The organism is Hymenobacter defluvii, assembly GCF_017589435.1.
In the GTDB taxonomy this organism is placed as follows: domain Bacteria; phylum Bacteroidota; class Bacteroidia; order Cytophagales; family Hymenobacteraceae; genus Hymenobacter; species Hymenobacter profundi.
Window position 1 is genome coordinate 50,186 of sequence record NZ_JAGETX010000009.1, and the last position, 13,280, is coordinate 63,465.

Genomic DNA, 13,280 nt, shown 5'->3' on the forward strand with positions numbered 1-13,280 from the left:
GGACGGGTAGGCGGCGGTTACAGAACGCTGAGCCGGCCGCCGTCCACGACCAGGGTGGTGCCGTTGATGTAATGGGCGTCGGTCGAGGCCAGGTAGCAGATGGCACCGGCAATATCTTCGGGGTGGCCCACTTCGCCCTCAATCTTCTCCTGGCCGCTCTTTACGTTCGGATTGTTCCACAGCATGGGCGTGTCCACGGCGCCGGGGGCCACGCAGTTGGTGCGCACCTGGCTGGCGGGGTATTCCTGGCTCATGCCCCGCGTGAAGGCTTCCAGGGCACCCTTGCTGGCGGCGTAAGGAATCACGTTGGCCGTGGTCTGCTGGCCGTGCACCGAGCTGATGTTGACAATGGCCCCACCCCGCATGTGGGGCAGACAAAGCTGGCTGAGCAGGAACACGGCCCGCAGGTTCACCGCCATCACCAGGTCCCATTCCGCCACCGTCAGCTCTACTATCGGCTTAAAAGTCATCATGGCCGCGTTGTTGACCAGCACGTCCACCCGGCCGTAGGTTGCCAGCACGGCGTCCACGGCGGTCTGCACGTCGGGCACCACGCCCAGGTCGGCCCGCACGGCCAGGCCCCGGCCACCCGCTTTTTCAATCAGGCGTAGGGTCTCTTGGGCCGTGGCTTCGTCGCGGTCAATGACGACCACCGTGCCGCCCTCAGCCGCCAACTGTTGGCAGGCCGCCCGGCCGATGCCGGAGCCGCCCCCGGTGACGAGGCATATTTTGTCGGTAAAGCGCATGGTGTTGCTAGTTGGAATTAGTGGGGGGCAAATTCAGGGTGGTGCGCACGATGTTGCTGTGGCCCACGAAGGCGTCCTGCTGGGGAAAGTGCTGCACGTGGTATTCCAGCGTAGTGCCCGCTGGCAAGGCCTCCGTATCGATGAAAGGAGAACGGGCGTTCGTGGCCACCTGTTGCCAGCCGTCGCCCTCGGCCACTACCCGGCGGTAGACGTGCACCTTCTCCAACATTTCTTTCGAAAAGGCAATGTGGCGGCCCGCCGGCACTAGGGTAAGTTCAATAAGGAGCTTGGGCGAATCCATACAAGGCAAGGAAAACGGGCCGGCTACACAAGCATGCCCAGAATAAGAAATACCAGAAACCCGAGGAAAAATGCGGACGTCAGCCAAGGCGATTCCGGCTCCTCGTGGGCTTCGGTCAGCAGCTCTTCGGTCACGAGGAACAGCAGGGCGGCCAGCCCGAAGGAAAGCACCAGCTCCATGACGTTGTCCGAAGCGCCATTCAGCACCGTGATGCCGACACCGGCCCCCACCACCAGCAGCGCCGAAAGGGCCGCCACGATGCCCACCGCGCGGGCTTTGGTCTGGCCCTCCTGCCGCAGCTCCACGGCCGTGGCCAGGCCCAGCGACAGCACCTCGATGGTCAAGGCAATGCCTAGCAGCAGGCCTTCCTCGGCCCCGGCCGCAAAGCCGATGCCCAGCAGCAGCCCGTCAATGAGGATGTCGATACCGACGCCCGTGAGCAGGCCCATGGGCAGCGGGCCGGCAACTGCGGTAGCCTTCAGTTCGGGTTGTGAGGCCCGCAGCGCGGCAGGCGGCGTAGGTGCCGCTTTCTCCTTTTCCGCTGCCTTGCGGGTCAAGGAGCGCAGGGCCAGCATGACGCCCACACCGATGGCGAAGCCCAGCCCGACTTCCAGCGGCCGGTGCCGGGCCACGATATCAGGCAGCAGCTCAACGGCCACCACGGAGAAGACCACCCCGGCCGCGAAGTGCAGAATGGCGCTGCGAATGGCCGCGCCCGGTGGGCGGATAATGGCAATGACGGCCCCGGCCACCATGACGGCGGCGGGCACCAGGGCGTAGAGCAGTACCTGGGTCCAGGAGGGGGTTACGTCCGGCGTAACGGCGAGCAAGAGAGCTGATAGCATACGGGTTACATGTTAAGGGCGCCGATGCCGGCCGCGTTGAGGCAGGCTTCTTTGAAGGCTTCGGCGTAGGTGGGGTGGGCGTGCGACATCAGGCCCACGTCTTCGGCCGCGCCGCGGAAGTGCATGATGCCCACGGCTTCGGCAATGATGTCGGCAATGCGGGCGCCTATCATGTGCACACCCAGAATCTCGTCGGTGTGCGCGTCGGTGAGCACCTTCACCAGCCCTTCCGTGTCGGCCCCGGCCAGGGCCCGGCCGGAGGCAGAATACGGGAAGGAACCCACTTTGTAGGCCTTGCCCTGCTCCTTGAGCTGCTCTTCGGTGTAGCCCACGCCGGCCACTTCGGGCCAGGTATACACCACGCCGGGGATGAGCAGGTAGTTGACTTCCGGCGCTTTGCCAGCAATAAGCTCGGCCACGTACACGCCCTCATCCGAAGCCTTGTGGGCCAGCATGGCCCCGCGCACCACGTCGCCGATGGCCCAGATGCCGGGCGCGGTGGTTTGCAAATCCTCGTTCACCTTCACCCGGCCCTTTTCGTCCAGCTCCACGCCGGCCGCGGCCAGGTTGAGCCCTTCGGTGTAGGGCCGGCGGCCCACCGACACCAGGCAGTAGTCGCCTTCCAGCTTGAGCTCGGCCGAGGGCCCGCCCTGGGCCGTGAGCGTCACCGTGTCGCCGCTGCGCTCCACGGCCGTCACCTTGTGGGAAAGGTAAAACTCCAGACCCTGCTTTTTCAGGCTGCGCAGCAGCTCCTTGCCTAGGGTGCGGTCCATGGTTGGGATAATGGCGTCGGTGTATTCTACCACCGACACTTTGCTGCCCAGCCGGGCATACACCGAGCCCAATTCCAGGCCAATCACCCCGCCGCCCACGATAATCAGGTGCTTGGGCAGCTCGCGTAGCGCCAGGGCCTCGGTGCTGGTGATAATGCGCTCCTTATCCAGGGCAATAAAGGGCAGGGTGCTGGGCTTGGAGCCGGTAGCAATGATGATGTTTTTGGCCGTGAGCTGCTGCACTTCTCCATTAGTTCCTTCCGCGGGCACCACCTGCACGGTGGTGGCGTTCACAAACGAGGCCACGCCGTGGAGGATGTCCACCTTGTTTTTCCTCATCAGAAACACCACCCCGTCGCACACCTTCTTCACCACCTGGTCCTTGCGCGCCATCATGCGGGGCAGGTCGGCGCGCAGGTTATCGGCGTCGATGCCGTGCTCGGTGAACTGGTGAGTGGCTTTCTGGTAGAGCTCGGTGGATTCGAGCACGGCCTTGCTGGGAATGCACCCCACGTTCAGGCAAGTGCCGCCCAGGGTGGGGTACTTTTCGATGATGGCCGTTTTCAGCCCCAGCTGGCCGCAGCGCACGGCCGCGATGTAGCCGCCGGGCCCGGAGCCGATGATGAGAACGTCGTAGTTGGTCATGGGAAAGAAGAGGAAGTAAGGCGGTTTACAAGTGGGTTTCGTGCTTAGCAAAGTCGCCGCGCTCCACCTGAATGGTGGCGTGCTGCACGGCGTGTTTACCCGTTACGTAGGCGTGGGCGCGGGCCAGCACGTCGTCGTGCTGGGCCCCGTCGGCCAGCACCACGTGGGCACTGAAGGCGTTGACGCCGGAGGTGAGCACCCAGGCGTGCAGGTCGTGCACGGCGGCCACGCCCGGCTCGGCCAGCAGCCCCTGGCGCAGGGCCTCCAGGTTCACATCGGCCGGGGTGCTTTCCAGCAGCACGGCCACGGCCTCCTTGAGCAGGGTCCAGGTGCGCGGCAGGATAAACAGGCCGATGCCGGCCGAGAGCAGCGGGTCGGCGTAGTACCAACCGGTGGTGAGCATGATGATGCCCGCCGCGATGACGCCGATGGAAGTGAGCATGTCCGAGAGCACCTCGAAGTAGGCACCCTTCATGTTCAGGCTTTCGCTCTTGCCCTGGCGCAGCAGATACATGCAGTAGAGGTTGATGACCAGCCCCACGCCGGCGACCCAGAGCATGGAGGTGCTTTCCACTTGGGGCGGGTCCAGAAAGCGGAAATAGGCCTCGTAGAGAATGTAGAGCGAAATCAGGATGAGCACCACCGCGTTGGTGAGGGCGGCCAGGATTTCAAAGCGGTAATAGCCGTAGGTTTTCTCCGGGGTGGCCGGCTTCTCGGCGAAGCGGATGGCCAGCAAGGCCAGGCCCACGCCGGCCACGTCGGTGAGCATGTGGCCGGCATCGGCCAGCAGGGCCAGGCTGCCGGTGAGGTAGCCGCCGACGACTTCGGCGACCAGGTAGGCCAGCGTCAGGAAAAACACGATGGTCAACTGGCGCTTGTTGCGCGAAGCGGCGCTGCCGCTCATGCCGTGGGCCCCGCTCATGAGTGGGTGGCTTTTGCTGGTGAAACGGCGGGGCCGGCCGGCGGCGGGCCGTCCGTGCCCGGCGTGGCGTAGTCCATGCGCTGAATGCGCACCGCGTTGAGGATGGCCAGCAGGGCCACGCCCACGTCGGCAAACACGGCTTCCCACATCGTGGCCAGGCCGCCGGCACCGAGCACGAGCACGATGCCCTTCACGATAAAGGCCAGCCAGATGTTCTGCCACACCACGTTGTGGGTAGCGCGGGCAATGCGGCGGGCGGTGGCAATCTTGCTCGGGTGGTCGGTTTGAATAACCACGTCGGCCGTTTCGATGGTGGCGTCCGAGCCCAGCCCGCCCATGGCAATGCCCACGTCGGCCAGGGCCACCACCGGGGCATCATTCACCCCGTCGCCCACGAAGGCCAGCTTGCGGCCCGCGTCCTTGTACTCCTGCACGTAGCGGGCCTTGTCTTCGGGCAGCAGCCCGCCGTGGGCCTCGTCAATGCCGAGCTCCTTGGCCACGCGCTGCACGATGCTGTCTTTGTCGCCGGAGAGCATCACGATTTTGGTGATGCCGTCGGCGCGCAACTCCTGCACGGTGCGGGCCGCGTCCTCCTTGGGCGCGTCGGCCACGGTCAGGTAGCCGGCGTATTTGCCATCCACGGCGGCCACCACGATGCTGTCTTGTATTTGGTCGACTTCGGCCGGATACGCCACGTTGAACTTGGTGAGCAGCTTGGTATTGCCGGCCAGCACATCGCGGCCGTCCACGTTGCCCCGCAGGCCGTGGCCGGCAATTTCCTCCACGTTCTCCACGGGCACGCCGCTCACCGCCGCCTCCACGTGGGTCACCACCGCTTTGGCAATGGGATGGGTGGACTTGGTTTCCAGGGCCCCGACCAGGCGCAGCAGCTGGGCTTCTTCCAGGCCCACGGGCTGCACCTGCTGCACGGCAAACACGCCCTGGGTGAGCGTGCCGGTCTTGTCCATGACCACCGTGTCGAGCTCGCGCATCGTGTCCAGGAAGTTGGAGCCCTTGAAGAGGATGCCCGCCTTGGAAGCCGCCCCGATGCCGCCGAAATAGCCCAGCGGGATGCTGATAACCAGCGCGCAGGGACAGGAAATCACCAGGAACACCAGCGCCCGGTAGAGCCAGGTGCGGAACACGTAGTCGTCGACCACGAAGTAGGGCACCGCCACCAGCAGCACGGCCAGCAGCACCACGATGGGCGTGTACACCTTGGCAAACTTGGTGATGAACTGCTGGGTTTTGGCCTTGCGGCCCACCGCGTCCTGCACCATGGCCAGAATCTTGGCCAGCTTAGTGTCCTGGTAGTTGGCCGTCACGGCCACCTGAATCAGATTTTCCAGGTTGACCATGCCCGCCAGCACCGGCTCGCCGGTTTGCTTGGTCTGGGGCACCGACTCGCCGGTGAGGGCAGACGTGTTAAAGGAGGCCGGGCCTTTCGCCAGGGTGCCGTCGAGCGCCACCTTCTCGCCGGGCTTCACCTCGATGGTGTCGCCGACTATGACGTCCTTGGGGTCGAGCACCACGGTCTGCCCCTGACGAATAACGGTGACCTCCGTGGCCTGAATCTCCAGCAGGGCCTTGATGCTGCGCTTGGCTCGGTTCACGGCCGCGTCCTGAAACAGCTCGCCCACGGTGTAGAACAGCATCACGGCCACGCCCTCCGGGTACTCGCCGATGGCAAACGCGCCCAGCGTGGCGATACTCATGAGCAGAAACTCGTTGAAGATGTTGCCGCTGGGAATGCTCTGCACGGCCGAGCGGATGACTTTCCAGCCCACCAATAGAAACGCTACCCCGTACCAGACCAGCCGCACGTAGCCGGTGAACCAGGCCGCGCCGAAGTAGTCCAGGGCAATGCCGGCCAGCAGCAGCGCCAGGCTCACGCCGGGCCAGAGGTAGGGATTGTCGCCGGCCGGGCCGTGGTCGTGGCCGTGGCCGTCGCCATGGTCGTGGCCGGCGTGCTCGTCGGCTGCTTTACCGCCCAGGTCCACTACCTTTTTGCCCGCCGGGTGGTGGTGGCCACTATGGTCGTGCGCGGCGTGGTCGTGGCCGGGCACGTCGTGGCCTTCGGGCTCCGTGGCAGCTTCGGGGGTGAGCTGGTCGCGGCTGAGTGCGCCCACGTTTTCGAGCTTGACCTGCTTGGCCGTGTTCAGCTCTTCGTTGGTGTCGGGGGAAGTTGGGTCAGGCATAAGAAGGAAGAAAGTATCAGGTGAAAGAATACGGTAGCGGCTGGCGGGGCGGCTACCAGTCCACGAAAAAGCCGGCCACGCCCACCAGCACGAGTACCGCCCCGGTAAGGCGGCGCTCGTAGCGGGCCAGCCCGTCGAGGTTCAGGCGTCGGATGCCCGAGTAGGCCCCCGCTACCAGTCCGCTCATGGCCCCCACGGACACGACCAGGTACGTGGCCATCACCAGCGCCAGGGCGGACGTGCCACGGGTGCCAGCGGCCAGAAAGAAGGTTTGAATTTCCAGGCAGGGCGCCAGAAACATGGTGGCCGCCAGGCCCAGCACCACCTGCCCCCGCGGCCGAACCGGTACCGGGGCCGGGTCGGGATGCGAGTGGCCGCGCCCGGAGAAGGCGTAGAGCAGGCCGATGCCGATGAGCAGCGCCGGGGCAGCTACCCCGGCAACCTGCGAGAACCGCGCCGACAGGCGCCAGCCCAGCAGCCCCAGGGCCAGACCCAGCAGCACCGTGCTCAGCACGTGGGCCGCCCCGGCCACCGCCGTTACCCCCACCGCCCGCCGCAACGACCAGCGCTCAGCCCGCGCCACGGCCAGCACCGGCGCCCAGTGATTGGGAATCGCGGCGTGCAGCAGGCTCAGCAGAAAGGCACCGGTGAGTAGTTCAAACATGGCGGTGGAGACGGAGATTTACTCTTCTTCTTCGGCGTTTTTCATTTTGGCCAGCAGTGAGTAGGCGCTAGCGGTCACGAAGGTGGTCGTGGCCGGCACGGTTTCGGGCAGCGTGATTTCGGTGTAGCCATCCTCGCTGCGGCCCAGCGTGACGGGCACCAGGCGGTAGCGGCCGGGGGCTTCCACGGCATAGGCGTAGTTCTTGCCCTCGAAGCGCACCAGCGCCGCGTCGGGCAGGGTAGCCGCCTGGCTGCGGCCAGTTTCAATCGTGGCCCGTACGTAGAGGCCGGGCAGCAGGGCGGGGTCGTTTTCCTGATCGAGGTGGCCGTGCACGCGCACGGTGCGGTCCTCGCCGATGGCCTTGCCCACCAAGTATACGTGGGCCGTGCGCTCGCGCCGGGAACCGGTGGAGTCGCTGGCTAAGGTGAAGCGTATCAACTGGCCTTTCTGCACCCGGGCTACGTCGCGCTCGAACACGGTCAATTCCACGTGGAGGTGCTCGGGGTCCACGATTTCAAACAGGGCATCGGTGGCCGTCACGGCTTGTCCTACCGTCACGTTCACGGCCCGTACATAGCCGGCGCGTGGGGCACGGATGCTCGCCGTGGTCACAATCTTGCCCCCGACGGGCAGGCTCGCGATGCGCAGCCGGGCGGCCTGCGCGTTGGTTTGCACCTGCAGCGCATTGTATTCGGCCTGGGCCCGCTGGTAGTTTTTCTGGGGGGCTACCTCCTGCTGATAGAGTTCCTTCTGGCGGGCCAGTTCGGTACGGGCGTACGCCAGGCGGGCGCGGGTTTCGAGGTAGTCTTGCTGCAGGGTCACAAACTCGGGGTTGCGGATGGTGGCCAGCACCTCGCCCTTGCGGACGCGGGTGCCTTGCAGCAATTCCGTATTGTCCACGAAGCCGCCCAGCGGAGCCGTGACGGAGACGGCGCTTTCCGGGGGCACGTCCAGCGTACCAGTCACCGCGAGTCCGGCACCCAGGGGGCGGGAAACCAGCTGACCGGTTTTCAGGCCACCAGCCTGCTGCTCGGCCGCCGAGAGGGTCACGATATCGGCGCTTTCAGCGCCCTCGGCTTTGCCCGCCTCACCCTCGGCTTCGTTGGCTTCGGTGGCGGCCGGCTCCGCGTCGGCGCCTTCTTTCTTATCGGCGCTGCAGCCGGCCTGAAACGTCAGGGCCAGCAGCAGGGCCAGGATTGCAATCTTATTCATGGAAATCAAGTCAGGGAAAAGAAATTATTGCGCCGCGGTGCCGAGCAAGTACTCCAGGTCGATGGCGGTTTGGTTGTGCTGGAGCAGGACGTCGAGGTAGGCCGTGCGCACGCTCAGGGCGCGCTCCAGGTTGAGCAGCAGTTCAGAGTACGTGGTTTCGCCGGCCTTGTAGGCGAGCTGGCTGAGGCGCACGATGACGGCGGCCTGGGGCAGGCCGGTCTGCTCGTAAAACTGCACCCGCCGGCGCTGCTCTTGCAGGCGCGTGCGCAACTGGTCGAGCTGCGCGGCGGCCTCCGCCTGATAGCGTTGGTAATTGGCGGTGGCCACCTGCTCCTGCAGCTTGGCGGCCTGCACCCGCGCCTTCTGGGGGCCGCGCAGCAGCGGGATGGCCACGCCGGCCTGCACGCTCTGGAACCGGTCGCCGGTGCCGTAGGTCGTAGTCTGGCCGTCTACTTCGTAGGTGCCCCGCAAGGATTGGTTGCTGTAGCCCACCGTTACCTGGGGCAGGCCTTGGGCCTGCTCCAGGCGGGTTTCGGCCCGGCGCTCGGCCAGTTGCCGCTGCAGCACCTGAGCTTGCGGCGTGGCCGCTAACACCGCCGTATCGGCCGCTGCTCCGGGTACGGGTAGCAGGCGCAGGGTGCTATCAGCAATGGCGACGGGACCGGCCGTTTGCAGCAAGGCCTGCAGCTGGCGCTGAGCAATGCTGTACTCGGCCTGGGCCTGGGCCAGCAGGTTCTGCGTTTCGCCTTGCTTAATCAAGGCGTTAGCCGGTTCCAGGCGGGCCACCTCCCCGGTCTTGAAGCGTAGCTGGGCCGAGCGTAAAAATTCGGCGTAGATGCTGTCCTGCCCGCGCAGCGTGCGCAGGCGGTGCCGGGCGTGCACGGCCTGTTCGTAGCTCAGGCGCACCTGCCGGCGCAGTTCGGCTTGCACCTGGGCGAGCTGCTGCTCGCGGGTGCCAATCTGAGCTTGGCTCAGCCTGGCCTGCGCGCGGTAGTAGCCCGGCAGGGCCACGGTTTGGCCGATGCTGAGCACATTGTCGTTGAGCGGGGAGTTCACTTGCCCGTAGTTGCCCAGAATCGTGGTACGGCCCACGTCAAAGGCCGTTCGGCGCAGGGCCTGCTGGGCTTCGAGGGAACGTTGAGCGGCCTGCACGGTACCGTTCGCCTGCAACGCCTGGCTCACCGCCTGAGTGGACGTCAGCGGGCCTTGCGCCCAAGCGGGCGTCGCGGCCAGTAATCGACCCAGCACGAGCACGAGCACTACCACCGACACCGGAACGGCCGACGTAGGCTGCGACTTTTCCTCTCCCGTTGGCTCGGACTTGCGTTCGGATAGGGCGTAGAGTACGGGCAGCACCAGCAAGGTGAGCAGCGTGGCCGTGACCAGCCCGCCAATCACGACGGTGGCCAGCGGCCGCTGCACTTCGGCTCCCGCCGAAGTGGACAGGGCCATCGGCAGAAACCCCAGCGAGGCCACGGTGGCCGTCATCAGCACTGGCCGCAGGCGCACCTGCGTACCTTCCAGAATGCGCTGGTAAAGGTCGGTGCGGCCTTCTTCCTTGAGCTGGTTGAAGTAGCCGATGAGCACAATGCCGTTGAGCACGGCCACGCCGAAGAGGGCAATGAAACCCACCCCGGCCGAGATGCTGAAGGGCATGCCCCGCAGCCACAGCGCGAGCACCCCGCCGATGGCCGAGAGCGGAATGGCCGTGAAAATCAGTACCGACTGCTTCAGCGACTGGAAGGTAAAGAACAACAGCACGAAGATGAGCAATAGGGCCACTGGCACGGCGATGCTGAGCCGCTCAGTGGCTTCGCGCAGGTTCTCAAACTGTCCGCCGTAGGTGGTGTAGTAGCCGGGAGCGAATTTGAGTTGCTGGTCGACTTTGCCTTGCAGCTCCTGCACCACACTTTCCACGTCGCGGCCCCGCACGTTGAAGGCCACCGTGATGCGGCGCTTGGCATCGTCGCGCTGAATCTGATTCGGCCCTTCCTGCAGGTCCACCGACGCGACCTGCTCCAGGGGAATCTGCTCCCCGGCGGGCGTGGCCACCAGCAGCTGGCGTACCTGGCTGATGTTCTGGCGCAGCTCGGGGGCCAGGCGCAGTACCACGTCGAAGCGGCGCTCCTGCTCGAAGAGCTGCCCCGCGCTCTGGCCGGCAAAGGCCGTTTGCACGGTGCGATTCACATCTTCGGCGTTCAGGCCGAAGCGGGCCAGCCGGTTACGGTCGAGCTTGACCACGATTTGCGGCAGGCCCGTGACCTGCTCCACGTACACGTCCTCAGCCCCTTCCACCTGGCGCACCAGGCGGGCGGCCCGCTCGGCGTAGGACGCCAGCTGCTGCAGGTCCTCGCCGTAGATTTTAAGCACCACGTCCTGCTTGGCGCCGCTGATGAGCTCGTTGAAGCGCATCTGAATGGGTTGCTGGAAGCCGAAGGTCACGCCCGGAATGACGCTTAGGGCGTCGGCCATCTTCTCGGCCAACTCCTCCCGGTTGCTGGCGGAAGTCCACTTGCTCTGGTCTTTTTCCAGAATCACCATCACGTCGGCCGCTTCCACCGGCATAGGGTCGGTCGGGATTTCCGCCGCGCCGATTTTGGCCACCACTTCCTGCACTTCGGGAAATTGCTTTTTGAGAATGCCCCCCGCCTGCTGGCTTTTCTCCACCGTGTAGCTCAGCGACGAGCCGGTGAGCGTGCGCATCTCCACCGCGAAGTCACCTTCCGAGAGTTGCGGGATGAACTCCCCGCCCAGCGTGCGGAACACGAGCAGGGCCCCGGCAAACAAGGCAACGGCTGAAATGAGTACCAGGGCTTTGCGGCGCAGGGCCCATTCCAGCGCGGGCCGGTAGCGGGCTTCGAGCCAGCCCATCATGCGGTCCGAAATGTTACGCTTGTGCTCGGTGTTACGGCTCAGGGCCAGCGCCGACATCATGGGCACGTACGTCAGCGAGAGGATAAAGGCGCCCATGATGGCAAAGGCCACCGTTTGGGCCATCGGCCCGAACATCTTGCCTTCGATGCCGGCCAGCGCCAGCAGGGGCAGGTACACAATCAAAATGATGATTTCCCCGAAGGCGGCGGACGAACGGATTTTCGAGGCCGCCTCGTAGGTGGCCTCATCCATTTGCTCCCGCGTGAGCTCTCCGTGCGCCCCTTCCGGGTGCGAGGCCGTGCCCACGTGGTGCTGCAGGCGGTGCACGATAGCTTCCACGATAATCACGGCGCCATCCACCACCAAGCCGAAGTCGATGGCCCCGAGCGAGAGCAGGTTGCCTGACACGCCGAACAAGCGCATCATGCTGATGGCAAAGAGCATGGCCAGCGGAATGACGGAGGCCACCACTAGGCCCGCCCGCCAGTTGCCCAGGAACAGCACCAGCACAAACACCACAATCAGGGCGCCTTCAATCAGGTTTTTAGTGACCGTATGAATGGCGCGGCCCACCAATTCGGACCGCTCCAGATACACGTCAACGGTCACGCCCTCGGGCAAGGACTTACGCACGGTCTGCATGCGCTCCTTAACCGCCTTGATCACTTCGTTGGCGTTGGCGCCTTTGAGCATAAGCACGATACCACCGGTCACTTCGCCCTCCGCATTGCGGGTCATGGCCCCGTAGCGCACGGCCGAGCCCAGGCGCACGTCGGCCACGTCGCGCACCAGCACGGGCACGCCGTCCTGCGTACTGCGCACCACAATGTTGCCCAGGTCGGCCGCATTCTCGGCCAGGCCTTCGGTGCGGATGAAGTAGGCGGTCGGCTTCTGGTCGAGGTAGGCCCCGCCGGCGTTTTGGTTGTTGGCCGCCACGGCGCGGTACACCTGGTCGATGGTCACGTTCAGGGAGCGGAGCCGGGCCGGGTCCAGCCGGATTTCGTACTGCTTGAGCAGCCCGCCGAAGCTGGTCACGTCGGCCACGCCGGGCGTGCCCAGCAGCTGGCGCCGCACGATCCAGTCCTGAATGGTGCGCAGCTCGCGGGCATCGTACTTCTTCTCGTAGCCGGGCTTGGCGCGCACCAGATACTGGTATATTTCTCCCAGGCCGGTCGATACTGGTGCCAGCTCGGGCCGGCCGGCCCCTTCGGGAATCTGGCTTTCGGCCTCGCGCAGGCGCTCGGCCACCTGCTGGCGGGCCCAGTAAATATCGACGTTGTCTTCGAAGACGATGGTGACCACCGAGAGGCCGAAGCGCGAGAACGAGCGCACCTCCTTGCGGTCAGGAATGGTCGCTACGCTTTGCTCGATGGGAAAGGAGACCAGGCGCTCGATGTCCCCGGCGGCCAGCGAGGGGGCCACGGTGTAGACCACGACCTGATTATTGGTAATGTCGGGTACCGCGTCAATCGGCAGCCGACTAAGGGAGTAGCTGCCCCAGGCAACGAGGGCCAGGGTCAGCAGCCCGATGAGGAGCTTGTTGTGAATGGAAAAATGAATGAGCCGGTCAAACATGCTGGCTGAGGGGTAAGGCTAGAAATCCTGAAAAAGGGCGGTCGGAGCCAAGTGGGGCTCGACGACGGTCGGGTTCGGCGGAACACAAAACGTGCGCATGCGCCAACAGAACCGGGCACCGCAATGTGCCCGGTCCCGCAACGGAACCGGAAAAACAGGAAACTAGGCTTGGGGCGGCTGCCAGATGCTACCCGGCCGCTCATGGGCGGCCGGCGGCACCAGCCGGGCGAATTGGTCCGGCAAAGCAAATGAGTCTGCTTCTGGCGGCAGGGCCACCACGGTGGCCACGGGCAATGAGGTGCCCGAGCAGCACTGACATTGGCATAGGGGCGAGCACCAGTCCAGGCGCGAGTGTGCCAACGAGTTATGCTGCGCAGCCGTCACGTACGTTTCCGTGCTGCGTGCTCGCACTGGTTCCGTGTCTGCACAAGGCAGGCAAGCCAGAACGGCCAGGTAGAGCGCAAAAAACACGGAGAAGAAACGCATGTCAGCAGAGGGGAGCGTGCAAATCTACGAAATAGGCAC

Annotated in this window: 10 protein-coding genes; all 10 read right to left on the reverse strand. The window is 65.1% G+C overall.

Features of this window, described 5'->3' with window-relative positions:
• Positions 1 to 17: 17 nt before the first annotated feature.
• Positions 18 to 746 (reverse strand): SDR family NAD(P)-dependent oxidoreductase, encoded by a 729-nt coding sequence (locus J4D97_RS15455; RefSeq protein WP_208308329.1) that lies wholly within the window; start codon positions 744 to 746, stop codon positions 18 to 20.
• 7 nt (positions 747 to 753) lie between these two features.
• A complete protein-coding gene (locus J4D97_RS15460; protein WP_208308330.1) occupies positions 754 to 1,047 on the reverse strand; it encodes a hypothetical protein in 294 nt (97 codons plus the stop codon).
• 23 nt (positions 1,048 to 1,070) lie between these two features.
• Entirely contained in the window at positions 1,071 to 1,892 is an 822-nt protein-coding gene (locus J4D97_RS15465) for a ZIP family metal transporter (protein ID WP_243900343.1), read from the reverse strand.
• A 5-nt stretch (positions 1,893 to 1,897) separates the two neighbouring features.
• Positions 1,898 to 3,310, reverse strand: a complete 1,413-nt coding sequence (gene lpdA, locus J4D97_RS15470) for a dihydrolipoyl dehydrogenase (RefSeq protein ID WP_208308331.1) — start codon at positions 3,308 to 3,310, stop codon at positions 1,898 to 1,900.
• A 25-nt stretch (positions 3,311 to 3,335) separates the two neighbouring features.
• Positions 3,336 to 4,232 carry a cation diffusion facilitator family transporter gene (locus J4D97_RS15475; RefSeq protein WP_208308332.1) on the reverse strand — a complete coding sequence of 299 codons (897 nt, stop codon included), beginning with the start codon at positions 4,230 to 4,232 and terminating at the stop codon, positions 3,336 to 3,338.
• Positions 4,229 to 6,430 (reverse strand): heavy metal translocating P-type ATPase, encoded by a 2,202-nt coding sequence (locus tag J4D97_RS15480; protein WP_243900344.1) that lies wholly within the window; start codon positions 6,428 to 6,430, stop codon positions 4,229 to 4,231. The genes J4D97_RS15475 and J4D97_RS15480 overlap by 4 nt, the downstream gene beginning before the upstream one ends.
• A gap of 52 nt (positions 6,431 to 6,482) precedes the next feature.
• On the reverse strand, positions 6,483 to 7,094 hold the full coding sequence (locus J4D97_RS15485; protein ID WP_208308333.1) for a hypothetical protein: 612 nt from the start codon (positions 7,092 to 7,094) through the stop codon (positions 6,483 to 6,485).
• A gap of 18 nt (positions 7,095 to 7,112) precedes the next feature.
• Positions 7,113 to 8,306: an efflux RND transporter periplasmic adaptor subunit gene (locus tag J4D97_RS15490; RefSeq protein WP_208308334.1), complete on the reverse strand. Its 1,194-nt coding sequence runs from the start codon at positions 8,304 to 8,306 to the stop codon at positions 7,113 to 7,115.
• A 24-nt stretch (positions 8,307 to 8,330) separates the two neighbouring features.
• The gene (locus J4D97_RS15495; RefSeq protein WP_208308335.1) at positions 8,331 to 12,755 is read right to left on the reverse strand and encodes a CusA/CzcA family heavy metal efflux RND transporter; all 4,425 of its coding nucleotides are present in this window, start codon (positions 12,753 to 12,755) and stop codon (positions 8,331 to 8,333) included.
• A gap of 162 nt (positions 12,756 to 12,917) precedes the next feature.
• Positions 12,918 to 13,241: a DUF6660 family protein gene (locus J4D97_RS15500; protein ID WP_208308336.1), complete on the reverse strand. Its 324-nt coding sequence runs from the start codon at positions 13,239 to 13,241 to the stop codon at positions 12,918 to 12,920.
• Between the last annotated feature and the right edge of the window lie 39 nt (positions 13,242 to 13,280).